Annotated in this window: 25 protein-coding genes and 1 pseudogene; 11 read left to right on the plus strand and 15 right to left on the minus strand. The window is 63.2% G+C overall.

The window, feature by feature from the left end:
• Positions 1-3 precede the first annotated feature (3 nt).
• The 14 genes from LDN82_RS05440 to bioB form a co-directional block, all read right to left on the minus strand.
• Positions 4-816: an SDR family oxidoreductase gene (locus tag LDN82_RS05440; protein WP_224166637.1), complete on the minus strand. Its 813-nt coding sequence runs from the start codon at positions 814-816 to the stop codon at positions 4-6.
• Entirely contained in the window at positions 816-1781 is a 966-nt protein-coding gene (locus tag LDN82_RS05445; protein ID WP_224166638.1) for a dihydrodipicolinate synthase family protein, read from the minus strand. Before LDN82_RS05445 ends, LDN82_RS05440 begins: the two co-directional genes overlap by 1 nt.
• 38 nt (positions 1782-1819) lie before the next feature.
• Positions 1820-2626 (minus strand): enoyl-CoA hydratase-related protein, encoded by an 807-nt coding sequence (locus tag LDN82_RS05450; protein ID WP_224166639.1) that lies wholly within the window; start codon positions 2624-2626, stop codon positions 1820-1822.
• Positions 2623-3876, minus strand: a complete 1254-nt coding sequence (locus LDN82_RS05455; protein ID WP_224166640.1) for a CaiB/BaiF CoA-transferase family protein — start codon at positions 3874-3876, stop codon at positions 2623-2625. The genes LDN82_RS05450 and LDN82_RS05455 overlap by 4 nt, the downstream gene beginning before the upstream one ends.
• The gene (locus LDN82_RS05460) at positions 3873-5237 is read right to left on the minus strand and encodes an FAD-dependent oxidoreductase (protein ID WP_224166641.1); all 1365 of its coding nucleotides are present in this window, start codon (positions 5235-5237) and stop codon (positions 3873-3875) included. Before LDN82_RS05460 ends, LDN82_RS05455 begins: the two co-directional genes overlap by 4 nt.
• Before the next feature lie 10 nt (positions 5238-5247).
• A complete protein-coding gene (locus tag LDN82_RS05465; RefSeq protein WP_224166642.1) occupies positions 5248-6579 on the minus strand; it encodes an MFS transporter in 1332 nt (443 codons plus the stop codon).
• Positions 6580-6742: 163 nt separating this feature from the next.
• Complete coding sequence (locus LDN82_RS05470) at positions 6743-7342, minus strand: XRE family transcriptional regulator (protein WP_223936112.1); 600 nt, start codon at positions 7340-7342, stop codon at positions 6743-6745.
• An 89-nt stretch (positions 7343-7431) separates the two neighbouring features.
• Positions 7432-7812 carry an Hpt domain-containing protein gene (locus LDN82_RS05475; protein ID WP_224091274.1) on the minus strand — a complete coding sequence of 127 codons (381 nt, stop codon included), beginning with the start codon at positions 7810-7812 and terminating at the stop codon, positions 7432-7434.
• A 333-nt stretch (positions 7813-8145) separates the two neighbouring features.
• Entirely contained in the window at positions 8146-8646 is a 501-nt protein-coding gene (locus LDN82_RS05480) for a very short patch repair endonuclease (RefSeq protein ID WP_224166643.1), read from the minus strand.
• A gap of 10 nt (positions 8647-8656) precedes the next feature.
• Positions 8657-9811 carry a cytochrome P450 gene (locus LDN82_RS05485; protein ID WP_224166644.1) on the minus strand — a complete coding sequence of 385 codons (1155 nt, stop codon included), beginning with the start codon at positions 9809-9811 and terminating at the stop codon, positions 8657-8659.
• The gene (bioD, locus tag LDN82_RS05490; protein ID WP_224166645.1) at positions 9808-10491 is read right to left on the minus strand and encodes a dethiobiotin synthase; all 684 of its coding nucleotides are present in this window, start codon (positions 10489-10491) and stop codon (positions 9808-9810) included. Before bioD ends, LDN82_RS05485 begins: the two co-directional genes overlap by 4 nt.
• On the minus strand, positions 10488-11666 hold the full coding sequence (locus LDN82_RS05495) for an 8-amino-7-oxononanoate synthase (protein ID WP_224166646.1): 1179 nt from the start codon (positions 11664-11666) through the stop codon (positions 10488-10490). The genes bioD and LDN82_RS05495 overlap by 4 nt, the downstream gene beginning before the upstream one ends.
• A gap of 8 nt (positions 11667-11674) precedes the next feature.
• Positions 11675-13036: an adenosylmethionine--8-amino-7-oxononanoate transaminase gene (bioA, locus tag LDN82_RS05500; RefSeq protein ID WP_224166647.1), complete on the minus strand. Its 1362-nt coding sequence runs from the start codon at positions 13034-13036 to the stop codon at positions 11675-11677.
• A 238-nt stretch (positions 13037-13274) separates the two neighbouring features.
• Positions 13275-14309, minus strand: a complete 1035-nt coding sequence (gene bioB / locus LDN82_RS05505) for a biotin synthase BioB (protein WP_224166648.1) — start codon at positions 14307-14309, stop codon at positions 13275-13277.
• A gap of 208 nt (positions 14310-14517) precedes the next feature.
• Here bioB and LDN82_RS05510 point away from each other — a divergent pair, with 208 nt between their 5' ends.
• Complete coding sequence (locus LDN82_RS05510; RefSeq protein ID WP_224166649.1) at positions 14518-16194, plus strand: hypothetical protein; 1677 nt, start codon at positions 14518-14520, stop codon at positions 16192-16194.
• Between the two features lie 206 nt (positions 16195-16400).
• Positions 16401-17323 (plus strand): annotated as a pseudogene (locus LDN82_RS05515) (SDR family oxidoreductase).
• Positions 17324-17389: 66 nt separating this feature from the next.
• Here the strand turns inward: LDN82_RS05515 and LDN82_RS05520 are convergent.
• Positions 17390-18565 carry a zinc-dependent alcohol dehydrogenase gene (locus LDN82_RS05520; protein ID WP_224166650.1) on the minus strand — a complete coding sequence of 392 codons (1176 nt, stop codon included), beginning with the start codon at positions 18563-18565 and terminating at the stop codon, positions 17390-17392.
• A 134-nt stretch (positions 18566-18699) separates the two neighbouring features.
• On the opposite strand from LDN82_RS05520, the gene LDN82_RS05525 reads away from it, so the two are divergent.
• The 9 genes from LDN82_RS05525 to LDN82_RS05565 all read left to right on the plus strand — a co-directional run bounded on the left by LDN82_RS05525 (position 18700) and on the right by LDN82_RS05565 (position 26818).
• Positions 18700-18921, plus strand: coding sequence for a hypothetical protein (locus LDN82_RS05525; protein ID WP_224166651.1), 222 nt, complete (start codon positions 18700-18702; stop codon positions 18919-18921).
• A gap of 237 nt (positions 18922-19158) precedes the next feature.
• Positions 19159-19659: a hypothetical protein gene (locus LDN82_RS05530; RefSeq protein ID WP_224166652.1), complete on the plus strand. Its 501-nt coding sequence runs from the start codon at positions 19159-19161 to the stop codon at positions 19657-19659.
• 27 nt (positions 19660-19686) lie between these two features.
• Positions 19687-20319, plus strand: coding sequence for an SIS domain-containing protein (locus LDN82_RS05535; RefSeq protein ID WP_224166653.1), 633 nt, complete (start codon positions 19687-19689; stop codon positions 20317-20319).
• A 90-nt stretch (positions 20320-20409) separates the two neighbouring features.
• Entirely contained in the window at positions 20410-21480 is a 1071-nt protein-coding gene (locus LDN82_RS05540; RefSeq protein WP_224166654.1) for an alkene reductase, read from the plus strand.
• Between the two features lie 227 nt (positions 21481-21707).
• Positions 21708-22406: a GntR family transcriptional regulator gene (locus LDN82_RS05545; RefSeq protein ID WP_224091297.1), complete on the plus strand. Its 699-nt coding sequence runs from the start codon at positions 21708-21710 to the stop codon at positions 22404-22406.
• A gap of 181 nt (positions 22407-22587) precedes the next feature.
• Positions 22588-23589, plus strand: coding sequence for a sugar phosphate isomerase/epimerase family protein (locus LDN82_RS05550; protein WP_224166655.1), 1002 nt, complete (start codon positions 22588-22590; stop codon positions 23587-23589).
• Between the two features lie 3 nt (positions 23590-23592).
• Positions 23593-25341, plus strand: a complete 1749-nt coding sequence (gene dhaL, locus LDN82_RS05555) for a dihydroxyacetone kinase subunit DhaL (protein ID WP_224166656.1) — start codon at positions 23593-23595, stop codon at positions 25339-25341.
• A gap of 2 nt (positions 25342-25343) precedes the next feature.
• Positions 25344-25826: a ribose-5-phosphate isomerase gene (locus LDN82_RS05560; RefSeq protein ID WP_224091300.1), complete on the plus strand. Its 483-nt coding sequence runs from the start codon at positions 25344-25346 to the stop codon at positions 25824-25826.
• A 2-nt stretch (positions 25827-25828) separates the two neighbouring features.
• On the plus strand, positions 25829-26818 hold the full coding sequence (locus LDN82_RS05565; RefSeq protein ID WP_224166657.1) for a 3-hydroxyacyl-CoA dehydrogenase family protein: 990 nt from the start codon (positions 25829-25831) through the stop codon (positions 26816-26818).
• Positions 26819-26829: the final 11 nt, after the last annotated feature.

Raw genomic sequence — 26829 nt, forward strand, 5'->3', positions numbered from 1 at the left:
AGGCTAGAGGCTGCGGATCAGTCCGCCGTCGCACCTGAGCGCGACTCCGGTGATGTACGACGCCGGCGCGCTGCACAGGAAGGCGGCAGGGGCACCGAACTCGGCGGGTTCTCCATAGCGTCGGGCGGGGATGGTCTTGCGGGATTCGAGTTGGATGTCTTCCAACGTGGTCCCGCGTCGCTTGGCGGCGGCGTGGTCAAGTTGTGTGACCCTTTCCGTGGCGATGCGGCCCGGCAGGAGCAGGTTCACGGTGACCTCGTCCAGGGCAACTTCGGCAGCGAGGGTCTTGAGGTAACCGGCAAGGGCAGCACGTCCGGTGTTGGAGACCGCGAGGTTGGGAAGCGGGGCTGTCACGCCGCTGGACCCGATAGCCAGGATCCGGCCCCACCGCCGTTCCCGCATCCCGGGAAGCACGTGGGAAACCAAAGCGTGCTGCGGTTTGACCAGGAGATCAAACGCCGCCGCAATGTCTTCGGAGCTCAGCGTGGCAGCGGCACCGGGTTTGGGGCCAGGGCCGTTGAGGACCAGGATGTCGATGGGTCCCAAATCAGCGATCGTCTGTTCGACTGCCGATTCGATGCCCTCGGGCGTTGTGAGGTCCGCTTCGATCGCCACCGCGTCGAAACCGCTCGTTCCAAATGAGCCGGTTCCGTACGCGGCCTGCAGTTCAGCGACGATCTCCTTTGCACGGTCCCGACGGCGGCCCACTATGGCAACGCGAACGCCTTCGGCAGCCAGGGCACGCGCTACGGCCAGGCCCAGCCCACCCGTGGAGGCGGCAACCAAAGCGGTCTTGCCCGCGATTCCCAGATCCATCACAGGCTCCTTGCAAGGGTCGTGTCATTTTCAAGGGCTGACGCTGCCTCGCGAAGATGTGTGCCCATACTCCCGCGCAGGGCTTCGGGGAAGCCCGCTGCAGGGGCGCGAACGCCCGGGTCCTTGATGAGTCCCCGTTCGCGCAGGCACTCCTTACGAATAGCCAGCGCCACCTTCGCCTGCTGCTCAAAGTTGATCAGCGGCAGGTAAGGGAGCAGTTCGCGCCGTGCTGCTTCATAGCCGTCCTGCTGCCATGCCCGCACGCAAGCTATGAGGGCTTCAGGGTAGGAGAAACCAGTCATTGCGCCTGCTGCGCCGGCCATCAGTTCATCCAGCAGTCCCTGCCCGCCGAGGCCACCAAAGACTGAAACCCCGACGCCGGCACTCAGCTCCGCGATCGCGACGCTGGTAGGAGGTGCTTCGGCCTTGACGGCTATGACGAAGTCACAAGACGTCACCACCTTGATCAGAGCGGGCGTGGGGATGCTGACGCCACTTGCCATCGGATAATCCTGAAGGACAACCTTGGCGCCAGTAGCCCTGTGGATGGCATCCAAGTGCGCAATCACTGTCTCGGGCTTGGCCGAGTTAGCCTGTACCATCACAGCTGCCAGGCGTTTTCCGGCAACATCCTGGGCAACCCGGACTTCCTCAATGGCAGGCCGGGTGGCCAGGGCAGTCACGCCCACCACCAACGGCAGCGCGGTGCATTCGACGACGGTCTCCAGTACTTCCCGGCGTTCCCCCGCCGTCAGTGCGGCTGCTTCGCCGAAGACTCCCAGTACGGTGAGTCCCGTGGCACCGATGGCCTCGTAGTGCTCCACGAGCTCGGACAAACTGTCCAGGTCAACGTCCAGCGTGCTGCCCTGGAATGGCGTGGCAACAACGCCCCAAACGCCTGGAGACAAAGATTCAGGGTGCTGCATTGGGTGTTCCCGGGATTCGAGCGCAGCTGATGGCTGCATCGGTATCTCCTTATCTTCGTTCGAAGTGATGATTGGCATTAGCGGCCCGGCCAGGCGGGCGCGCGCTTTTCCTGGAAAGCGCGCACTCCCTCGGCGGAGTCTTCACTGTCCAGCGCCGCCATGAGAGCGGGCAGGCGCAGGCCGCGGGCTTCCTTGGCCGTCAGGTGGGAAGTCTGGGTGACCATTTGCTTCACGGCCCGGACTGAGGTGGGGGCGCACGCAAGGATCTGGTCCACCCAGCGCTGCACTGCGGCGTCGAGCTCTTCGGCAGGAACAACCTCGTTGACGAGCCCCATGGACTGCATCTCCGCTGCCTCGGCTTTCCGGCCGGTCAGGAGCATGCCCATGGCCTGCGTGTGTGGGATCCGTCGCACCAATTGGTGGATGCCGCCGTCGAGCGCCAACCGCCCAACCCGAGGCTCCGTCAAGCCGAACTTCGCGGTATCGGCCGCCACCACGATGTCGGCACCGAGCACCATTTCCATGCCGCCGCCCAGGGCGTAGCCGTTGACCCGGGCGATGACCGGAATATCCAGGGAGGTGCGCAGGCTCAGGCCGCCGAAGCCGTTGGGATCCAGGCCGGCCCAGTATTCCAGGCCCGTCTTGTCCACGGCGGAGGCGGACATGTCCGCGCCAACCGAGAAGGCACGTGATCCTGCGCCCGTGATGACCACAGCACGTACTGAAGGATCGTTCTCCAGCTGTTCCCAGATCTCGTTGAGCCGGGTGTGGGTGTTGGCGTCGACGGCATTGAGGACGTGCTGGCGGTCGATCACCACCGTTGCCACGTGGTTCTCAATGGTCAGGGTGACGGTATCCACTGGGGCTTCAACCACCGCGGTCATCGCAGGACTCCCAACTGCTGCAGGCGTTCGATGGTCTCCTCGTCGAAGCCGTTCTCCAACAGGACCTCTACGTTGTGCTCGCCCAAACGTGGTGCGGCACGGCGAATAGTGGGCGGGGTGGCGGAAAGCCGGATCGGCGCATTCAGCATCCGCACCGTGCCCACCGAAGGGTGTTCGGCTTCCACGATCATGCCGTTGGCCTCGGTCTGCGCATCCGCAAGGGCCTGCTCCAAAGTGTGCACAGGAGCATTCAGCAGCCCCTGCTCCTCAAGCTGGTGCGTCCAGTACTCGGTGGTGTTGGTGGCGATGCGCTCGCGGAAGATCGCCTGCAGCGCGGGCTTGTTCTGGAACTGCTGCTCGAGATTGGCGAACTCGGGGCGCTGCGTGAGGTCCTCGTCCAAGCCCAGGGCGTCGGAGATCCGTGCCAGTGGGTCAGGCGTGAATCCGCCTACCATGCACACGGCGCCATCGGTGGTTTCGAAGACGCCGCTCAACGGCATGGCACCCCAGTTGACCTCGTAGCCGCGGTTGAGCTGCATGCACGCTTCCTGCATCTGCAGGTGCAGCATGGAGTCATACATGGTCACTTCAACCCGCTGCCCGATCCCCGACGTTTCCCGGGTGCGCAGTGCCAGCAGGATGCCCTGCATGAGGTGCATGCCCGTGATGTAGTCGCAGAGGGTGGTGGGGTAGATGGCGGGTTTGGTGTCCTCGGACTCCCTCCGCCACATCACACCGGAGTAGGCCTGCGCGATCGCGTCCTGACCACCCTTGTGGGAATAGGGGCCGTCGGGACCGAAGCCTGTGCCCGACGCCCAGATGATGCCGGGGTTCGTGGCCTTGAGGTCCTCGTACCCGAAGCCCATGCGTTCCATGACTCCGGAGCGGAAGTTGCTGACCACCACGTCCGCATCAGCCATGAGCCGGTGCAGCACCTCGCGCCCTTCCTCAGTGCGGGTATCCACAGAGACGCTGCGCTTGTTCCGGTTGATGGACAGGAAGATCGGGTTGTCCTGGCCGTCCTGGTCCGGGAAGGAATTGCGCGAAATGTCGCCTGCGCCGGGGCGTTCCACCTTGATGATGTCCGCACCGTAATCGCCCAGCAGTTGGGTGCAGGACGGGCCCATGAACACCTGTGTGAAGTCCACGATTTTGATGCCGTCCAGCGGGAGTGGCGTTGGTACCGGAGCCCCGGCGGCGAGTGCCGCCGTCGTGCTTTCCGTTGTCTGTTCCAGAATTACGGTGCTCATGCCGGCACCGCTGCTGTTGCGTCGACGGTAGCGTTCGACGACGGGACGTCGCCTGGGTCAGCACCATGCCGGCGCATGCCCTGCTGGATATCCAGCGCGGAGACGTCGCGGACCAACACGTTGTTTTCCACGGCGAGGGCCGCTGCAACGCCGACGGCCTGTCCCATTGCCATGCAGGGTGGGATTTCGCGCGACATTTTCTGTGCCTCCGGAGTGGCGGAGTAGTGGCGGCCGGCCACCAGCAGCTGGTCCACTTCCTTGGGCAGCAGCGAGCGGTACGGGTAGTAGTAGTCACGGCCGCGGGCAACGGTGTCCGCGAAGTGGCGGCGCTGGGTGACGTCGTCCTTGGTCATGACGTACTCGCCCTGCAGGAGCCGGGTCTGGCGGACACCCATTTGGGAGGCGACATCCAGCATGTAGCAGTTTTCGAAGCCGGGCAGGTTCGCACGGACGTACTCCACGGCCTCGGAGATCCGGTCCCGGGCTGCGAACTCCGCGGCAGTCATGTCGGCGGGATCGACGCCGTCGAATCCGCTCATGTGCGGGGCGTTGCACCAGACCACGCCGTCGATGGGTGTCTTGAGCCACCACAGTTCCCAGGCGCCGCCGAGGAGTCGCTTGATCTTGCGGTTGATGGCGCGGGCTTCCTTGGGGTTGGCCTGTTCGAAGGCTTCGGCGGCGTTGGTATCCACGTTGCCCAAACGGAAGACCAGCGTGGTGAGGTAGTTGTCCTTGGCATAGCTGGCGCCGGCGCGGGAGGCGACGTCGATGTCGCCGGTGGTGTCGATCACGACGTCGGCCATGAAGGCCTGCGGGCCCAGTTTCGTTTCGCAGATGACGCCCTTGATCACGCCGTTGTCCACGATGGGACGGGAGAACCAGGAGTGCAGGCGGAGGTCCACGCCGGCCTCGCGGACGAGGTCGTTGGAGACGCGCTTCCAGCCGTCGGGATCGAAAGCGGCTGCATAGCAGATGGGCTTCGGGTTGGTGTGGGAGTGGAAGTCGAAGGTGCCGTAGCGGCCCCACTTGTTCCAGAGTTCCTCGGAGGTCTTGCGGTCATCCGCTGGCGGAACGATCGCCAAGCCCAGCTTCTGGAGGCGCTCCACGTACTCGGAGACGATGCCGGTTACCGTGATTTCCTGGCCGTTGATCATGTCATCGAGCACCAGGACCATGCCGCCGGAAGCGAGTCCACCCAAGGACGAATAGCGTTCCAGCAACGTAACTTTGGCTCCTGAGCGGGCGGCGGTAACCGCTGCAGCGACGCCTGCGGGACCACCACCGACTACCAGGACGTCGGACCGTGAGATGACCGGGGCGGTGAGGTCCGCCGTCGTAGTGCTGAGTTCAAGCGAGTTCATGATGGAGTCCTTACTTTCCGACGAAGATGCCGTTGGAGCGGCGTGCGGCGAGGTAGAAAACGATGCTGAGGATGGAGAGGACGGCCACGTAGACCGGGAAGACCCAGGTGAGGTTCAGGGATTGGAACCAGACCAGAAGGTAGGAGGCAGTGCCGCCGAAGAGGGCGACGCCGATGCCGTAGCCCAGCGCAACGCCGGTGCCGCGGATGTTCTTGGGCATCAGGGATGAGCTGACCACGTTGTAGAGGGTCATGTTCAGGACCAGGACGATCGAGCCACCCAGGAGGACCGCTGCGAATCCGCCAATGCCCGGCTGGACGTACATCAGCATGAGGAACACGGACGGGATGGCGAGGATGCGGGTCACCAGGAACCAGCGGGACATTGCTTTGCCGTCGGCCAGCTTGCCGATGACCCAACTGCCCACTACGAGGATGACGGCCAGGATGGTGGTGAGGGCGAAGACCGCGGTGGGATCTTCCTTGAAACCGCTGCGGGCTGCGGTGGGAAGGCCAACGTTCCAGGCGTAGTTGTAGGCCTGTGCGGCACCCACCACGAAGATGATGGCAAGGACGGAGAGCCAGTGCTTACGGACTCCGGACCACACGGCACGCGGCGTGTTCGTGGCCATTTCCTCGGCCTTGAGCGTCTCCGGCAGGGAGCGGCGAAGGTAGAGGACCACAAAACCGAAGGCTGCGCCGATGATGAACGGTACGCGCCAGCCCCAATCGGCCATGGCTGCGCCGCCGAGGACAAGGCTGCAGAGGAAACTCACCAGCGAGGCCAGGAGGATGCCGATGTTCACGTAGAAGGACATGATGCCGGCTACGTAGCCTTCGCGGCCTTCCGGAGCGAGCTCCACAGCGTGTGAGGTGGAGAGTGGGGCTTCGATTCCTGTGGAGATACCCTGCAGGATGCGGCACACCAGTAGGATGATGCCGGCCCAGGCGCCAATGGTGGCGTAGTTGGGCGTGATGGCAATGATCAGCGTGGTGCCGGCCATGAGCATGATGGACAACAGCATGACCCGACGCCGGCCGATCCGGTCTGCGAGCGTCCCCAGCAGTATGCCGCCTAGAGGGCGGAAGGCGAACCCGACGGCGAACACGGCCAATGCATTCAGGGTGGCGGAGAGTGGCTCTGTGTTGGGGAAGAAGTTCGGGCCGATGAAGGCTGACAGGAGGCCGAAGACCATCCAGTCGTACCATTCAAGGGCGTTGCCGAGGCCCAGCCCCAACAGTCCTTTGCGGACCTGCGGAGTGAACTTTGGGTTCTTTGTGGGGGAGGAGTGGCTGGTGCTTGGTGACGGGACGGCGTTGTCCGTCGTTTGGGTGTTGAGCATGGAAGTGTCCTTACGCTGACGCCCCGGAGGGCGTGGGAGGGTATGACGCAGGAACGCCTGTTGGAGGAGGCGCTTCGTGCGAAAGTGGCAAGGATTGTCTGCGGCCACGGTTCGTGTCCGGACAGTTAAGGGAAAACGCTGGCGCCGTTAAGGGGCGGCAGTGTTACCACGCGTGTGGTGCGTTGACCCAGATGGCTACGCATACCTCTTCGTAGCTGTTTTTGTACCAGTGGGGGATTTCTGAGGAGTAGGTGATCGAGTCGCCCTCTTCCAGGCTGTAGCAGACGCCGTCCAGATAGACGTCCTTACGGCCGGAAATGATGTAGCAGAACTCTTCACCACTGTGGGTAAAAGGGGTGGCGCTGGTGTCGTGCCCTGGGGGCGTGCTGATCCATTGCGCTTCAATGCTTCCGTCGCGGTTGGGAGTCAGCAATTCATGTACGGCTTCGCCCACGGATTCACGGGTGACGTTCTTGAGGTTGCGTCGCTCGGATCTGCGGACCACAGGTGAGGTGGATTGGTCCTGGCCAATGAAGAATCTCCCTACAGGGATGTCCAGGCCGTGGGCCAATTGGGCGAGGGTGGTGAAGGAAGGGTTGGCCATTCCGCGTTCGATTTGGCTGACGATCGCCTGGCTGAGGCCGGTGATGTCCGAGAGCTGGGCGAGGGTCATGCCCTTTGCCTTGCGCATGGTGCGCACCTTGTTCCCCACAGTTGCCAGCAGTTCGCTGGTGGCTGGCGGTGCAGGAGTCTCGGTAGTCATTGCCGCATCCTTCGTTGGTGAGCTAACTCACACAACTATAGTGAAGATTTTTAGCGAGTCAATGGTTTTCTTTATTTTCGTGAAGATCTTTACGAGATCGAGGGTTGGAGTTCGCAAATCGTACCGAACACGAAGGCCTCGATCGTCTGCACTTGCTCCCTCAGTTCCTGAAGGTGCCCGGCGTTGGGGAGGAGCCTGATGCTGATTTCCAACTCCGTGGCCAAGCGGCGCATGCAGATGGCCCCTACCATGTGGCTTGAAGTCTTCAGGCTCAGTACCGCGTCCATGGCGTCTTCAATGTCCAGGTTGTTCAGTGCGTGATGCAGGCGACCCACCCGCCACGGCAGGAGATCGATGTAGTTACGGACGAACCTGGTGACGATGGACCGGTCTCCTCCAAGCTCTGCCTGGAGTTCGGTGAGGACGGTGGGATCAACCAGTGAGTCTGTGCACTCGTCATACTCAGACACCAAACCCCTCCCGCCTCCGAACAATAGATGCACGATTCAACAGTAGGTCCCGGGGAACTATCGAAATGCCCGAAAGCGAAAGCTTGATCCAATCTTGAGCGGACTCAGAGGGAGTCTTGATCGAAGTCGCTGAAAGTAAGTAAAGGAAATGGAGTAATCGCCGAAGCGGGGGGATCAAGGCGTGGGTAAAGGATTGGAAATCAGCATGAACGGTGATGTTCGGCCCTCAGCGGGGCTCATGGTCATCATCGTGTTGTGCCTGACGGTGCTGCTGGGTATTGGTGGAACGTCAGCGTATGCGTTGTGGGAGCAAGGTTCACACAACAGCACTAATCAATCGGACTCCGCTGGGTCCGCCGGGAATGCCGGGCCGAAGGCGCCATAGGGCGAATGGCCCTCCAACGGCCCCTCCAGGAACCCCGTCAGCCGTTCTTCAAGGACTGAGCTGTCCCGCAACTCGCACTCCCACACCGTCAGCACGTCCCAGCCGGCAGCGCGCAGCTGTTCCCTCTGTATCTGATCGCGTTCACGGGTCCGCGTGCGCTTGGTCTCCCAGAACGCCGCATTGGCAGTGGGGGAGTGCAGGCCGACCTTGCAATCATGGAAGTGCCAGAAACAGCCGTTGACGAAAATGACCTTACGACGGCCGGAGAACACCAAATCCGGCCGACCCGGCAGCTTGGTCCCGCCGGCTTGCCCATGCAACCGGTAGCGGTACCCCTTGGCATGCAGGAGTTTGCGGACCAGTAACTCGGGCTTGGTGTTTTTGCCCCTGATCCTGGACATGTTTCGGCTACGCTGCTCCGGCGTCAGCAAGTCCCGGCTCTCGCCCATACAGTCCAGCCTACCCAGGGATTACTGTTACGGTCCGGGGAGCCTGGAACGATAGCAAACGGAGCCATTCGGGGTTGGGGTCCCCGAGCCGGACCCCCTTCAGCGCCGCGGTGGTTTCCTGAACCACGACGACGGTCTCCAGCTCGGCGAGTTTGGCACCAAGGCAGCGATGGATTCCGGAGCCGAAGGCCAAGCCGTAGGGCGTGGGTCCCTGATGGTCGGTGGTTTCCCCGGCAGACTCACCGCTGCCTTCACCGGCCGCCCAGGGAAAGCCGTGGTTCCCGGTCAGCTCCACCAGGATTTCCTCGCCCGCAAGGATGTGCTCGCCATTAAGCTCGGTATCGCGGGCGGCCACCCTCCGCCAGGTAGGCACGGAAGACTCGGTGGCCAGCACATGACGAACAATCCCGCGGGCTTTGGCGCTGGAGGAGGCCTCGTCCCAGGAGATTCCCCGCGAGCCCTCGGCCAGACGGAACAGCGTGGTGCTGATGAGCTGCGTAGTGGTCTCCTGGCCCGCGATGAGCAGGAAGTAGCCCAAAGAACAGATCTCCGGCGTGCTCAGCCCGTGGTCTGCGAGTGCCCTGAACAGGTTTGTTGCGCCGGGAACTACCGGTGCCTCCACCGATTCCAGGACCAGCTCCCGCAGCCAGCTGTAGAAGTCCGCCGCGGTCTGGGCCAGCTGGAGCTGCCGTTCAGAATCCGGCCAGCCCCAGAACAACTCAAGGGAGTCCAGGCTCCACGCTTTCAACCGGGGGAGGTCGCGGGCGGGAAGCCCCAGCATCTCCAACATGATGACTGCCGGCGGATACGCGGCCACTGCCTGCACCAAATCAACATTTCCCGCAGAACCAAGGACCTGGGCTGCGGCTGCGGCCGACTCCCTGGAGAGCTGCCGGATGCGCGGTTCCATGGCGGCCACCTTGGCAGGCGTGAAGAAGCCCGCCACTACCTTGCGGATAGCTGCATGTGAGGGGGAGTGGTTGCTGGCCAGAACGGGTGGAAGGGCGAAGCGCGCCTTCTGCAGGACGCGGAGAGCCTGACCGCTCAGGGGTGTCACTGCCAGAAGCGCATTGGCAGGGCTGAAGTCTTCGGGCCGGTGAAGGACCTCGCGGACGGTGTCCGGATCGCGCAGCACCTTATAGGGGCATGTAGTAACGGTGCTCATGCCGGCACCCCGGCAAGCCAGGAGGCCGCGTGTTCGCGGAACACGCCCGGGTCCATTCCGGCGGCTTCCTGCCGGATGGCACCCAGCAGCGGCACAGGCCAGTCGGAGATGGTGGCGCGGTTGCTGCGCTCCACAGCGCCAGGGACAGCAGGCCAGCTGCCAAGCACAACACCGACCACCGGCAGGCCCCGCCGATCGAGGGCTTCGAGCGTCAGCGCCGTGTGGTTCAACGTGCCCAGCGACGGCCGTGCCACAACGGCGAAGCCAGCCGAATCGCCCAGGAGGGTGCCCAGGTCAGCCAGCGTCCCGCCGTCGTGGTCCAACTCAACCAGCACCCCGCCTGCACCTTCCACAAGGACGTGCTCGTGCGTGTTGGCCAGTGCACGGATTCGCCGGGCATGCGAGGCAAGCTGCGGCAGCTCCACCTCATCACAGGCAGCCGCGGGGACGGGAGCCAACGGCTGTTCGAGTACGATGCCGGCCTCGGCCGTAAGCGGGCCGGCAAGCCGCACTACTTCCGCGCAGTCCGAATCACCGTCCACGTTGCCGCTTTGGCAGGGCTTGTAGACCGCTACCGAACAGCCGCGTTGCTTCAGCGCCGCGGCGAGTGCCGCCGTCGTGATGGTCTTCCCGACGCCGGTATCGGTACCGGTCACCAGGATGATGCGGGGAAGTTTCATGAGGTTCGCTCCAGGATGTCGCGCAGCACTGCGCAGGCGTGGTCGAGTTCGGTGGGGGTGAGATTGGCACGGGCCGTGAGTCGCAGGCGGGAGATTCCGTCCGGCACCGATGGTGGCCGGAAACAGCCCACCTGGACGCCGGCAGCGTACGCGGCCTGGCTCGCAGCCAAGGCAGCTTCCGCTGATGGCATGGGGATGGATTGCACCGCTCCGGCACACCGCTCGACGGCGGCTGGGCCTCCCAACGCGGGTTGCAGTCGGGCGGCGAGAGCGGCTGCGTTGTGATGGACGGCCGCGGCGCGCCAAGGTTCCTGCAGGATGATCCCGACGGCGGCCATGGCAGCGGCCGCTGCGGGCGGGGCCAACGCGGTGTCGAAAATGAAGCTCCGCGAGCGGTTCACCAAGTGCTCCCGCAGCAGGCCGGAACCGAGCACTACCCCGCCCTGGCTCCCCAATGCTTTGGACAGGGTGGCCGTGCGGACAACGCCCGGATGGTCCGCGAGGCTGGTACCCGCCACGGCGCCCTGCCCCTGAAAGGCGCCAACGCCGGCAACGCCCAGGCTGTGTGCCTCGTCGATCAGCAGCATGGCATCCTGTTCCTGGGCCAGGCTGAACAACTCCTGTAGGGGAGCGGCATCCCCGCCCACACTGTAAATGGACTCCACAACAATAAGGGCTCGCAGCTGTGTCCGTTCCGCCAGGAGGCGTGCCGCATCCGCAGCGTCATTGTGCTTGAATTCCCGCACCTCGGAGCGGCTCAGCCTCAAACCATCGATCAACGAGGCATGGCAGTACTCATCCGCCACAATCAACGTTCCGGGACCACCCAAAGCCGTGGTGACACCCAGGTTGGCGAGGTAGCCGGAGGAGAACACCAACGCAGCTTCCGCTCCGGTGAACAGGGCAAGGTGGTGCTCCAACTCAAGATGCAGCTCCGTGGTGCCGGTGACCAACCGGGACGATGCAGCGCCAGTGCCCCAGCGCCTGATCGCGTCCATGGCAGCTGCCGCCATACGCGGGTCGGTGGACAGGCCTAAATAGTCGTTGCTGGCGAGGTCGATCATCCCGCGGTGGCTGGCGCTATCACTGGCGCGGGCGCGGTCGCGCACTGTCGGCTTCCGCACCAGCCCCCGGCGCTCGCGGACCCCTGCCTGCTGTTCCAACCAAGTGGTCATGGAGACGCTCATGCTCTGGCCCCCAGCCTGTCTGCGGCGGCGGAGACTGCCGCCACCATGCCTGCGGTGATGGTCCTGATCTGGGACGTTGAGCTGATGTACGGCGGCATCGTATAGACAAGGTTGCGGAACGGGCGGATCCACACGCCGTGTTCCACGGCAGCACGGGTCACGGCAGCGACATCCACCGCGTCCGCCAACTCAATGACGCCCACCGCCCCGATCGCGCGGACGTCCCTGACGCCGTCGAGCCCCAACGCCGGGGCCAAGCCCTCCGCGAGGCCTGCGCCTACGCGGTCAACGTCCGCACGCCAATCCCTGTCCCGCAGTAGTCCGATGCTCGCGTTGGCAACGGCGCAGGCGAGCGGGTTGCCCATGAAGGTGGGGCCATGGAGGAGCGCTCCGGCAGCACCGACGGAGACCACCCGGGCAACCTCGCCCGTGCACAACGTTGCGGCCAGCGTCATGTACCCACCCGTGAGCGCCTTGCCGACGCATAGCATGTCCGGGACAACGCCGGCACGATTCGCCGCGAACAACTCGCCTGTTCGTCCGAAACCAGTGGCGATCTCGTCCAGGATGAGCAGCAGGCCATACTCGTCAGCCACCTCACGGAGGATTCGCACACACTCCGCCGGGTAGATGAACATCCCGCCGGCCCCTTGCAGGACAGGTTCCACAATGATCGCCGCGAGCTCGTTGGAATGCTCACGGGCCAGCTCCTCGACTGATGTCCGCCACTCGCTGATAGCTGCTGGTGTGGCCGCCGCGGCTGGCGGGCGCGGCGCGAACACGTTATCCGCCAGCAAACCAGGGAACGCGGAGTGCATACCGTCAACGGGATCACACACGCCCATCGCCGCGAACGTGTCGCCGTGATAGCCGCCGCGGACCGTCAGGAAACGCTGCCGTTGTGGACGCCCGGACGCTGTTTGGAACTGCACCGCCAGCTTCAGGGCAACCTCCACGGAGATGGAACCGGAATCAGCCAGGAACACGCGCTCCAACCGACGGCCGGGCTCGCCTGGTGCCAGCGCCAGCAGGTTCTCCGCAAGATCCACTGCAGGCTGATGCGTCAGCCCACCGAACATCACATGGCTGAAGGACCCCAACTGCCGCTGAACCGCGGCATCCAGCACAGGATGGCGATACCCATGGATCACCGACCACCACGACGACATCGCATCCAGCACCTCATGCGTTCGGCCGTCCTCGTCCCGAAGCCGCAGCGCCACGCCGTCGGCCGCTTCAACTTCCCAAAGCGGCAGCGTCCCGGACGCCGGAGCGTAAGGATGCCACAGGCTCGCCCGATCGCGCTCGATCAAGGAACCTCGCTCGATCAGGGACTCCCGCTCGATCAGCGACGTCATCGGGACAACCGTCCGTGACGCGAGCACTCGGCCGACCATCCCAGCGGCGTCACCTGGACCTTCATCCGGCGGCGGCACTGCGCACAATACCTGGGCGGTTCCATCGCCAACCGTTGGTGGCAGCCCTGGTGGGGGTCCGGCGTCGGGTGGGGGTCCGACGTCGGGCGCTCGCCTTGGGTGCCGGCAAGCGCGCCCCCGCAATGCCCGCAGTAGCCCGCCGTCATTGCGTCAACCGCGGTCATAGCGACTTCTGGAGTTCCTTGATGGGCATGTTGAGCTCCACCAGGAGGTTCAGGTCGGCGGTGGCGGGGCGGCCCAAGGTGGTGAGGTAGTTGCCCACGATCACGGCATTGATGCCGCCGAGCAAGCCATCGCGGGTTCCGAGATCCCCGAGGGTCAGTTCGCGGCCGCCAGCGTAGCGGAGCACTGTGCGAGGCATGGCGAGCCGGAAGGCGGCGATGGCGCGGAGGGCGTCCTTGCCGTCCATGATGCCCTGGTTTTCCAGCGGCGTTCCAGGGCGCGGATTGAGGAAGTTCAGCGGAACTTCGTGCGGTTCCAAAGCCGCCAGCTGGGCGGCGAGTTCGGCCCGCTGCTCCAGGGTTTCACCCATGCCGATCAGGGCGCCGCAGCACAGTTCCATGCCGGCGGCCTTGACCATGTTGCAGGTGTCCAGCCGTTCCTCGTAGCTGTGTGTGGTGACGACCTCGGGGAAGTAACTGCGGGCGGTTTCGAGGTTGTGGTTGTAGCGGTGGACGCCCCACTCGGCCAGCTGGTCGACCTGGCGCTGGGTCAACATCCCCAGGGAGCACGCAATGTTGATATCAACTTCCTCGTTGATGCGGTCGATCGCGAACTTGATCTGGTTCATGAGCTTGATGTCCGGGCCACGCACAGCTGCGACGATGCAGAACTCCGTGGCGCCGGTGGCGGCTGTTTCCTTGGCGGCCTTCACCAGCTCGGGGATATCCAACCAGACGCCTCGGACAGGGGAATCGAACAGGCCGGACTGGCTACAGAAGTGGCAGTCTTCAGGGCAGCCGCCGGTCTTGATGGAGATGATGCCTTCAACCTCGACGTCCTCGCCGCAGTGCTTCAGCCGGACCTCGTGGGCGAGCTGCATGGCCGCGGGTATCGCTTCGTCAGGAAGTTGGAGGATCTCCACAAGCTGGGCTTCGTTGAGGCCTTCACCACGCTCAAGGACCTGCTCGCGTGCGATGTCCAGGATGGCGTAGGCAGCGCCTGCTGGGGTTCGATCAGTTGTTTGGGTCGTCATGGACTTGACGGTATCCGTGGGCGCGTTACGCGATTTTGTGGGGTCCGCACAAAGTGGCCTCACGGTTTTTGGAGCGCCCTTATGGCTTAGGGGTGAAAGAGCTGGTGCAGAAGTTACAGCTGTGAAACATCGTTGTGACTGATTTGACCCGCCGCGTGACTAGCGTCGTTGGCGAAGCACCGACCACGAATCTTGAAAGTGAGCCCGGATGAGCGACGTTCTGACAGACACCCAAAGAGCTACGACGGCGGGGAACGCCGATGCGATGAGCGCGGCGAAGGAGAGCCTGGAAGACTACACGCTCCGGTTCGCCCCGCGCTCCTACCGGAAGTGGAGCGCGGGTGTGGTGGCGACCAGTGCGCTGGGCGGGATCGCCTACCTTGCTGACTTCTCGATCGGGGCAAACATCGGCATCGCCTACGGCACCGTGAACGCGATCGTTGGCATCATCGTGGCCGCAGTGATCATCTTCGCCACGGGCTTTCCACTGGCGTACTACGCCGCCCGCTACAACATCGACCTCGACCTCATCACGCGCGGGTCAGGCTTTGGCTACTACGGTTCAGTGGTCACGAACATCATTTTCGCGACCTTCACCTTTATCTTCTTTGCCCTCGAGGGTTCCATCATGGCCCAGGGCCTGCAATTGGGGCTTGGCGTCCCGCAATGGCTTGGCTATGCCGTGTCCACCATCATCATCATTCCGCTGGTGATCTACGGGATGAAGACCCTTGCCACTTTGCAAGTGTGGACCACGCCCTTGTGGCTGCTGCTCATGGTGGTTCCCGTTGGTTATCTGCTGCTGTCACACCCGGAGAGCATCGACGCCTTCTTCGCGTACACCGGTGCTTCGGGCGGGGGCGGGACCAACCTTGCCTCCGTGATGCTGGCTGCCGGTGTTTGCCTTTCGCTGATGGCCCAGATCGCCGAACAGATCGATTACCTGCGCTTCATGCCACCCAAGACCGCGGAGAACAAGGGCGCTTGGTGGCGTGCCGTAATTCTTGCCGGACCCGGTTGGGTTATTTTCGGTGCCATCAAGCAGGTGGTGGGCATGTTTATCGCCATTTACCTGATCGCCCGGCTGGACCCCGCCGCGTCCGTGCACGCCAACGAACCAGTCCACCAGTTCCTGGGCGTGTACCAGGAGATGATGCCTGCGTGGCTCGCGATGTCCCTTGCCGTTGTGTTGGTGGTCATCTCGCAGATCAAGATCAACGTCACCAACGCCTATTCCGGCTCGCTTGCCTGGACTAATTCGTTCACCCGCATCACCAAGACCTACCCGGGCCGCATGGTGTTCGTGGTGGTCAACCTGGTGATCGCGTTGGTCCTGATGGAATCGAACATGTTCGAGTTCCTCAACACGATCCTTGGCTTCTACGCCAACTGCGCCATGGCCTGGGTGGTCACAGTCGCCTCCGATATCGCCATCAACAAGTACCTCCTGAAGATCTCGCCCAAGGTTCCTGAGTTCCGCCGGGGCATGCTTTACGCCGTCAACCCGGTCGGTTTCGTTTCCATGCTGGTGTCGGCGGGGGTGTCCATCGCGGTCTTCTTTGGGGCTTTCGGTGCCGGAGTGCAGCCGTACTCGCCAATTTTCGCCGTCGTCCTTGCTTTGGTACTTCCCCCGGTCCTGGCTTTGGCAACACGTGGCCGCTACTACCTCCGCCGTGCCGATGACGGGATTGACCTGCCCATGTTCGACGCCGACGGAAACCCCAGCGACGAGAAGCTCCTCTGCCACGTCACCGGACTTGAGTTCGAACGCCCGGACATGCTCCGCTCAGGCCAGGACGGTCCCGACGGCGAACCCCGCTTCATCTCTTCCCTTGCCTTGTCCACGGATAAGTCAGGCGCACTGGTGCTGCCGGCCCAAAAATAGGCCCGCTGCCCCAAGTAGGTCGCATTAGATGTCGTTTTGGGCCCTCAAAACGGCATCTAATGCGACCTAGTTGGGCTGACGCTGTGTGCGAATAGTCAGGGTGCTTAGAATGAGGCATGGCACAGGATGAGCGGAACGAAGAGGCCGGGCAGGTCGAGGAATCCGGGCAGGTCGAGTCAACAACCGACCTCGACGAGGACATCGTGATGGCGTTGGAAAACCACGTCCTTAACCCGGCGGAGGATCCTGAAGAGGCGTCAGATCCACGGACGATGTATCCGTCGGGGGAGTTCGAACCGCAAACCCAGGACTACCCGGGCTGGACCGAGGCGATGATCCCGCGTCCGGATCACGGGGAGCAAAGTTACGTGGGCCATCACCGGATGATGGGTTTCCGGACCTTGATTACAGGCGGCGACAGCGGGATTGGGAAGGCGGTAGCCATTGCCTTCGCCCGTGAAGGCGCAGATGTGGCGTTCACGTATTTGCCGGAAGAGGAACAGGACGCCGAATTGACCGTCCAGTTGATCGAGGCCGCGGGCAGCCGTGCCCTGGCGCTGCCGGGGATCTGCGGGACGAGGAATTCTGCCAGGAAGTCATCGCCCAAACCATCGAGGAATTTGATGGGCTGAACGTCCTGGTCAACAATGCAGGTTTCCAAATGACGACCAGCGAGGGGATCGAAGACCTCACCAGCGAACAGTTCGACCGGACCTTCAAGAGCAACGTCTATGCGCTCTTCTGGCTTACCAAGGCGGCCTTGCCTCATTTGCAGCCGGGGTCCTCGATCATCAACACCTCATCGATCCAGGGCTACCATCCGAGTCCCTCTCTCATCGATTACGCCGCCACCAAGGCAGCCATCAACAGCATGACGTTCTCGTTGGCAGAGTCCCTCGGTCCTAAGGGAATCCGGGTCAATGCGGTAGCTCCCGGACCCGTTTGGACTCCGTTGCAGCCACCAACCCAGCCGGAGGAAAAGATCGTGAAGTTCGGGCAGGACACGCCCCTCGGCCGGGCCGGTCAGCCTGCTGAACTTGCCGCGACGTATGTGCTCCTTGCGACAGAGGAGTCCAGCTATATTTCCGGCTCGGTTATAGGGGTTACCGGCGGAAGGCACCTCGCATAGGGAGCCTCCCGGTATCCAGCCGGTATAGCCAGCCAGGCAGTTCCACCAATCGGATCCTTCACGAAATCAGGGCTTGAGCACCACCTTGATGCAGCCGTCCTGCTTCTTCTGGAATTTCTCGTACAAGTCCGGTGCATCGTCCAAACCACCAGTGTGGGTGACCAGATGCATGACTCCCAGCGGATCGGCGTCGTCCTCTACCAAGGGGAGCAGTTGGTCAGTCCAGTTGCGGACGTTGCATTGCCCCATGCGGAGTTGGACTTGCTTGTCGAACATGGTCATCAGCGGCATGGGATCGGCCTGGCCACCGTAAACGCCGCTGAGTGAAACGGTGCCGCCGCGGCGCACCATATCCACAGCTGTGTGGAGGGCAGCAAGGCGGTCCACGCTCATCGTCTCCATGGCTACCTGCGCCGGCTTGTCAGGGAGCAGGGAAACGGCCCGGTGCAGGAATGATGCCACCGGGGAGCCGTGGGCTTCCATGCCCACTGCATCCACTACCGCATCGGGGCCCCGGCCGAGGGTCTGTTCGCGGATCCGGGCTGCAACGTCCGGGCCATAGTCCATCGTCTCCACCCCATGTTCTTCCGCCATGGCCCGGCGCTCGGGAACAGGATCTACGCCAATGACACGGAAACCCTTGTGGACGCCAATTCTGGAGGCGAACTGGCCCACGGGGCCGAGTCCCATAACCGCCAACGTGCCGCCCTCGGGGACGTTCGCGTATTCCACGGCCTGCGACGCAGTGGGCAGGATGTCCGAGAGGAACAGATAGCGTTCATCGGGGAGGTCTGAATCTACTTTTATGGGCCCATAGTCCCCGAAAGGCACACGCAGGTACTGTGCTTGGCCGCCCGGTACAGAGCCATAGAGTTCGGAGTATCCAAAGAGTGCGGCCCCTGTGCCCTTGGCTTTGACCTGCGTGGTTTCGCACTGCGACTGGAGGCCTTGGTTGCACATGTAGCACCGGCCGCAGGAGATGTTGAAAGGCACGACTACCCGGTCGCCCTTCTTGAGCCGGTGGACCTCCGGACCCACTTCTTCGACGATTCCCATGGGCTCGTGGCCGATGACGTCGCCCTTGTGCATGTAGGGGCCGAGGACTTCATAGAGGTGCAGGTCCGAGCCGCAAATGGCTGAAGATGTTATTCGGACGATGACATCCGTGGGTTCCTGGATAGTGGGATCGGGGACATCAATAACGCTCACTGAGCGTCTTCCTTGCCACGTCACTGCTTTCACAATCGCTCTCCCTGCTTTGGGGGCTGGAGGTGTCCCGCGCTGCAGGAGACCTTCCCAGCGAAGCAGAGTTGGCAGCGGCGCACAAGGTCTTCGGTAGCCTCGACAGCCCCGGATGCCGGGCCTAGATTGAGGCTATGAGCGAAGCATCGAGCGAACCGGACCAAACGTCTTCCGAAAGCGCAGCGCCCGCTGAAGCCTCAAAGCCCGCGGTACCTGCCGACGTCGAGCACGAGGGCAGCAGCGCCGGGACGGGTGACTTCACTACCGAAGTGGACCCTACCTTCATCCCTGATGAAAGCCGCGAGACGCCGGAGGAGAAGCGCGCCCGGGAGCATCCAGAGCCGACGGGCAGCTAAACGCGCCTGATTTTGCAGCAGTAGAACGACGGCGGTCCGCGGCGACCGTCCCGGGTCACCTGCGCGCGCCACTTAGTAAGTAACCTGATAATTGGTGTTAAGCTGAGAGGAGATAGCTGTCCACGTGATCAGAAAGCGTTTGGAACGAGCACGGGATGGGTACAACTTTGGGTACTAAGCACAGCATGGGCTAGGGGCGGCGCCCAAACAAAGCCGTTCGCGAGGGAGGCAATCCACATGGACACAGGACAACTGGTATTGATCATCGTGTTGGCCGTCGTCGTAGTCGCAGCTGTGATTATTGCGGTAGTAGTTGGGCGTAAGAAGAAGACCGAGCTCAATCGCCGTCGGGCAGGGGAACTGCGCGAGAAGGCAGACCAGGAAGCCGTCGGCGCACACCAGGCGAAGGCCCAGTCGGCCCAAGCCGAGGCTGCTGCCGTTCAGGCAGAAGTCGAGGCCAACCGGCTCCGGCGCGAAGCCGACCGGCACGCGGAAAAGGCCGAAGAAGCCAGTGGCCGCGTTGAGGAGCACCTGCGCCATGCCGACAAGGTGGACCCGGATGTCAGGACCGGCCGCGACCGGGAGAACGACACCGATCGTGAACGTGACCGTGACATGGGTTCGCGTGAGGAACGGCTAACACGGGATCGCTCGGCACGGGAAAGTGTCAGGGAAGAGCCTTTGCGGGACGACTCTGTGCGGGACAGTTCCAGGCGGGACGGAGATAGGAACGTGTAAGTTCCTACGGTGAAACGGAGGCAGGAAGTGAGCATCGTGGTAAGGCGACCGGGACAGGTGGTGCGCCCGACGGATTCAAGGCAAAAGCGGCATGCAGTTGACGTCGTTCTTGGCCATTTGGGCGAGATCGGCCCCGCGGTAGCGGCCCTGCGCCGTGAATCGTCGCGGCTCGCTGAATGGGGTGAGGAACTGGCCCGTGTCCGTCTTCGTGGCGGAAGCGTTTTTGCTGCCGGCAGCGATGGCTCTGCCCACGAGGCACAGAGATTCACCTCCGAACTGGCGGCCCACGATGCCAATCATGGTTCGCCCGGCGCTGGCTCTGCCTTCAAGGCCATATCTGTCAGCAGTAGCGCCAATGACGGCGACCGCGCAAGCATCAGCGACCAGATTCGAGGGCAGGTTCGCCGCGGAGACATCGTGGTGTTGCTCGCTGCGAAGGGAATCACGGATGATCTCCGGGAGGCCGCTGCCGCTGCCAAAGCCGCCGGAGCGCGCGTTTGGGCCTTGACCGGCAAGGAGTCCAAAGACCTTGCCCAGGCGGTCAACGAGGCGATCTGCATCGACACTGATCCGCCGCACGCTGAAGAAGCGCACCTTGTTGCCGTGCTGGCCCTTTGCGAATGCTTCGACGACGCCATGAAGCTACGGGGCCAGGGCTAAGCAGCCTGTGATCTGCCTCTCAAGCGGAATAGTTGCAGACGCTGCACAGTTGCCCAGAATGAACCTGATTCATTCTGAAAGGAACTGCGCATGCTGTTTTCCCCCTTGGCCCTCGGTGAGCTTGAACTTCCCAACCGACTCGTGATGGCGCCTTTGACCCGGCTGCGGGCCGGTGCTGAGGGAGTTCCGGGGTCACTGATCGCCGAACACTATCGGCAGCGCGCGTCCCTTGGTTTGATCGTCAGCGAGGGAACATACCCGACGGCGGCGGGTCAGTCGTACCCGGGCCAGCCTGGCCTGGTGACGGAAGCGCAAATTGCAGGCTGGAAGACGGTCACTGACGCCGTTCACTCGGAGGGTGGACGTATCTTCGCCCAGATCATGCACGGTGGCCGCGTTTCGCACGCGGACATCACGGGCGGCCACGAAATCGTGGGCCCGAGTGCTGTTGCCATCGAGGGCGATGTCCGCACGCCCAATGGCAAGCAGCCCTACCCGGTGCCCCGCGAACTCCGCACCGATGAGTTGCCGTCAGTCATCCAGGAGATCGTCACTGCTTCCAAGAACGCGATCGAGGCAGGATTTGACGGCGTGGAACTCCACTCCGCCAACGGTTACCTGCTGCACGAATTCCTTGCGCCCAACTCCAATATCCGGACCGACAGCTATGGTGGGTCCCCGGAGAACCGCGCGCGCTTTGTGATCGAGACCGTCAATGCGGTGGTTGAGGCACTGGGTGCAAACCGCGTGGGCATCCGTATCTCCCCGGAACACAATGTGCAGGGAATCGCCGAGACGGATGCAGCCGATGTCCGCGCTACCTACGAAGTGCTGGTGGAGACCATTGCGCCGCTCAACCTGGCGTACCTCAGCATCCTGCACCACGACCCCAAGGGCGCCCTGGTCCAGGATCTTCGCGAACGCTTCAACGGCACGTTCCTGGTGAACACTGGCTTCAGCCAAATCACGACGCGCGAGGAAGCTCTTGCATTGGTGGCCGATGGCCTCGCGGACGGTGTTGTGGTTGGCCGCCCCGCCATTGCCAACCCGGACCTCGCGCGCCGCTGGCGTGAAAGCCTCCCGCTCAACGAGCCGGATGCGTCCACGTTCTATGCCGAGGGCGCAAAGGGTTACACGGACTACCCGTTCTACTCCAACTAACCACGCAGAACCCAGCAAGACTGCGACGTCGGCACTCACGCGAGTGCCGGCGTCGTGCTTTAACGTGTGCCTGCCCAACTAGGTCGCAGCAGCGCGCGTTTTGACGGCTCAAAACGCGCTCTGCTGCGACCCAGTTGGGGGAGTGGGGGCGCAATGTGACGGGGTGAGATAGCTGGTGCGGGAGACGTCCCGGGCTTGTGCGCGCCCGTTCCTATAGGATTTGTGGCATGTCTGAACCTTCGCCGGCTCTTGCCCGCCCCGGCTTTCCCGTTAGCCGCCAGGTGCTGGCCGATCACGTTTATGAAGCCCTCCTCGAATGGCTCATGGATGGTCGGCTCGAACCCGGGGCGGCCGTCAGCATTGACGGAATGGCGCGGGAACTGGACGTTTCCCCCACTCCGGTACGCGAGGCGTTGGCGCGACTGGAGCATACGGGCATGGTGCGGCGCGTGGCGTTGAAGGGGTATCGCGTTGCCCCCGTGTTCACGCGGGAGGACTTCGCGGAACTCATGGAAGCACGGCTTTCGATAGAGCCTGTGAATGCCCGCCTGGCGTGCGAGCGAATGACTTCGGAAGGCTTGGACGCATTGAAGCAGGCCGTTGAGGATCTCAAGACGGCACCCAGGGGCGGTACGTTTGCCGAGTACCGCAGTTACCTGGAGGCTGACGAGCGTTTCCACCAGTTGATCGCGGCGCAAGCCAGGAACCAGTTCCTCCTCGCCGCTTACAACACACTGGGCGGTCAGATCCAGCGCTTCCGGTTGTTTGGGGGAGTGGGTATCACGGATGCGGAGCAGGCTATCGCCGAACACCAAGCCGTGCTCGACGCGATGTCCAGCGGAGATCCGGGGAAAGCGGCGGAGGCAATGATCCAGCACGTGGAAAAGGTGCGGGGTAGGGCCATGGCTGACGCCCCTGAAGACTGAACACCCACCGATCCGTAAGGGCTCGCCGCGAACGCGGCGGGCCTTCTTCATGTGCAGCGTGACCGCCTTCACAGACATATGTAAGACATATAGGATCTAGGAAGTTTCGCGAAAAGGGTTGACAGCTTTGCTTGGTTCGTAAATCCTATAGGAAACAGGATTTCACGAAGGAGTGTTCACCATGGCGTATACCGCCGAGAATTGGCCCATCACCGCGGCCCTCCTGCAGTTCCCCGGCACCGACGCTGCGGGGCGGCACATCAACGACGCCGATGCCTCCGTGTGGGCGGGCGTCCTCCAGGAAGTAAAAGAAGCCGGGTTCGCCAACGCGGACCTCACCGACAGCTGGGTCCGTCCGGGCGATCTCAGCACGGATCGGCTGACCGAGTTCAAGCAGACGGCTGACGAAGTGGGAATCGGAGTGCCCGTCATCTCGGCAATCCGCCGAAGCGTCATCCACCAGACGGACTGGGCCGACAACCTCGCCTACAGCCACCGCACCATCGATGCCGCTGCGGAGCTCGGATGCGAGGTTGTCTCCTTCGGACTTCACCAGGCCATCACGCCGGAGCAGCAGAAGCAGTTGTGGTTCTGGACGGTGGAGGGTTACAAGGACCCGGTAGGGGACAAGGAACGGTGGGGCAACGCCGTGAGCCGCCTCCGCGAACTTGGCAAGCATGCAGCAGAAGCCGGCATCCTCATCTCCCTGGAAATGTACGAGGACACCTACCTCGGCACCGCTGATTCCTCCGTACAGCTGGTCCAGGACATCGATCTGGACAACGTCGGCCTCAACCCGGACCTGGGTAACCTGATCCGCCTGCACCGTCCCATCGAGGACTGGCGCGAGATGGTGGCCAAGACCCTGCCGTACTCCAACTACTGGCACATGAAGAATTACATCCGCGACGAAGATGTGGCCCGTGACAGCTACATCACCATGCCCGCACCCATGGAAAGCGGTCTTATCAACTACCGCGAGGCATTCAAGTTCGCTCTCTCGGTCGGCTTCCAGGGCATCCTCTGCACCGAGCATTACGGTGGCGACGGGCTCAGCGTCACGGCCAGCAACCAGGAATACCTGCGCCGCCACGTCCTGCCGAAGACGGAGGGTTACAAACTCGGCACGAGCCAGGTCGCGCAAGGCCGGCAACAGCCCGCGACAGAATTCGCAGGAGTCTAAGGAATGACACAGATTTTCGACAACCCGGCAGACTTTGCCGATGAAGCCCTGGACGGCTTCGTGGCTGCCAACCGCGGCTATGTTGCCAGGGTGGATGGCGGCGTGGTCCGCTCCACCGAAGTACCTGCCGGGCAAGTGGCGTTGGTGGTCGGCGGCGGTTCCGGGCACTACCCGGCCTTCGCCGGATTGGTCGGCCCCGGTCTCGCAACCGGCTCGGCCTGCGGCAACATGTTCGCCTCCCCGGCGGCCGGCCAGGTATACCGCGTGGCCAAAGCGGCCAATGCCGGAGGTGGGGTTTTGCTCAGCTACGGCAATTACGCTGGCGACGTCCTGCACTTCGGGCAGGCACAGCTCCGCCTCAACGCCGAGGGCATCGAAACGCGCACTGTCACCGTCACTGACGACATCGCCAGTGCACCCATCGATCAACTAGGGAAGCGCCGCGGCATCGCGGGCGACCTGACAGTCTTCAAGATTGCCGGTGCCGCCGCCGAAGCGGGACTGAACCTTGACGACGTCGAGCGTTTGGCCATCAAGACCAACTACCGGACGCGGTCCCTCGGCGTGGCTTTCGACGGTTGTACGCTGCCTGGTGCCAAGGATCCGCTGTTTCACGTCCCGGCCGGGCAGATGTCCCTGGGCCTTGGAATCCACGGTGAGCCGGGCATCTCTGAACACCCGATGCCCACCGCGTCCGAGCTTGCACAGCTTCTGGTTTCCAAGCTGCTCGCGGACAAGCCTGAGGACGCGGGGGATCGCGTGGTGGCGATCGTCAACGGCCTGGGCACTGTGAAGTACGACGAGCTCTTCCTGCTGTTCGGCAAGGTCGAAAAGCTGCTCACCGCCGCTGGCCTCACCGTTATTGAACCGGAATGCGGCGAGCTGGTGACCAGTTTGGACATGTCCGGACTGTCCCTGACGCTGCTCTGGCTGGACGAGGAACTCGAACAGTATTGGGCCGCGCCCGCCGATACTCCCGCTTTCCGCAAGGGCAGCATGGCACCCCGCGCAGCGCGCGCCGAGGCAGCGATCGTCGACGCCGAAACCGCCGACGTCGAACAGCCCACCCCGGCGGCGGCGGAACTCGGGCGGCAGGCCGTGGCGGTTCTCGGCCAGGTCCGCGATGTCGTCGTCGAACACGAAGACGAGCTCGGCAAGCTGGATGCTATCGCCGGCGATGGTGATCACGGAATCGGCATGCGTCGCGGCGTCGACGCTGCGGCTGCTGCGGGCGAGGCCGAGTCGGGCTCATCGGTAGCGCGGGTCCTTGCAGCGGCCGGCGAGGCCTGGAGCGAACGGGCAGGCGGAACATCCGGCGCGCTGTGGGGTTCGGCGGTCATCGCGGCCGGCCAAGCACTCGGCAACCGCGAATCGTATTCGTCCCGCGACGCCGCCGCCGCGGTGAAGGCCTTCGTCCTGGCCATCACCGAACTCGGCAAGGCCGAGCCCGGAGACAAGACCATGGTGGACGCCCTCCTGCCGTTCCGGGACGCCTTCCTGACAGAGCTCGACGGCGGTGCTCCCGTTGATCGGGCACTGGCAGCAGCCGCTGCGGCTGCTGAATTGGCTGCCGCGCATACCGCTGAACTGCGGCCGCTCAAGGGCCGGGCGCGCCCACTTGCCGAGAAGAGCCTCGGCCATCCGGATCCAGGCGCAGTCTCCTTTGGCCTGATCGCCACAAGGATCTCCCAACACATTGATTCACTACTGGCCAGCGCTGCTTCAGCGTCTCCGGCCGGAAACGGAGCCTAAGAATGAGCGACACACAAGGCTGGCGCATCGTCGTCGGCAACGACGAAGCCGGAGTGGAATACAAGCAGGCACTCCTGGCATTGCTGGAATCCGACCCGCGCGTTGCAGCAGTGACCGATGCCGGAGTCGGTGCCAACGATTCAACGGCCTATCCGCACGTTGCAGTCGATGCCGCCCGCAAGGTAGCTGACGGTGAGTTCGATCGGGCCCTTCTGATCTGCGGCACCGGGCTGGGCGTGGCCATTGCGGCCAACAAGGTCCCCGGAATCCGTGCGGTGACCGCCCACGACAGCTACTCGGTGGAACGGTCAGTTTTGAGCAACAATGCGCAGGTCCTCACGCTCGGGCAGCGGGTGATTGGCTTGGAACTGGCCAAGAAGCTCGTAGGGGAGTGGCTCGGCCACCGCTTTGACCAAAACTCATCCTCCGCCGCGAAGGTGGACGCCATTTGCTCCTACGAGCCCAACTACACGAAGGCAGTTTGATCATGACCATTCCTGAAGCAACCGAAGGCACCGCGAAAAACGAAGCCCGGAAGATCGCCGTCGTCGGCTCCGGTTACATGGGTGGCGGCATCGCCCAGGTCCTGGCACTCGGCGGAGCGCGCGTGGCTTTGGCTGATGTATCTGCCGAGATCGCGCAGAAGAACTTCGACCGCCTCCTGGTTGAGTCTGACCAGTTCATTGCCGATGGCCTTTTCCCTGAAGGTTCCACGGAGATCCTCAAGCAGAACCTGTGGGCCGCGAAGGACATTGAGGAAGCCGTTGCGGACGCCGACTTCATCGAGGAATGCGTTCCCGAGGTCCTGGAAATCAAGCATCAGACGCTCGCCCGGATCAGCGCAGCTGCCCGCCCGGATGCCCTGATCGGCTCCAACACATCCACGATTTCCATTGCCGCCTTGGCAGAAGCCGTGACCAACCCCGAGCGGTTCCTGGGCGTGCACTTCTCCAACCCGTCGCCGTTTATCCCCGGCGTCGAGGTGATTCCGCACGCCGGCACCGACGCCGCCACGGTAGCCGCTTCCCGCGAGCTGGTCCACGCGGCCGGCAAGCAGACCGCCGTCGTGAAGGACGTTACGGGTTTTGTGCTCAACCGCCTGCAGTACGCGCTGTTCCACGAAGCTGCGCAGCTGGTGGAGCAGGGCATCGCAACAGCGGACGACGTCGACACCCTGGTGCGTACGACGTTCGGCTTCCGCTTGCCGTTCTTTGGTCCGTTTGCGATCGCGGACATGGCCGGTTTGGACGTTTACAACTTCTGCTACAAGTCCCTGCAGACCGGCTTCCCGGAGCGGTTTGCGACGCCGAAGATCCTCTCGGACCTCGTGGAGGCAGGCAAGCTCGGCACCAAGACCGGCGCGGGCTTCCTCAACGTCCCCGCCGAGCGCACCCCGGAACTCATCGCATACCGGAACAAGGCCTACGTCGCCATGCAAAAGCTCATTGAAGAGCTCGGCCCGGCACCCATCAACTAACTTTTTCAGGA

Origin of the sequence: Arthrobacter sp. StoSoilA2, from assembly GCF_019977195.1 — a bacterium.
Classification (GTDB): domain Bacteria; phylum Actinomycetota; class Actinomycetes; order Actinomycetales; family Micrococcaceae; genus Arthrobacter.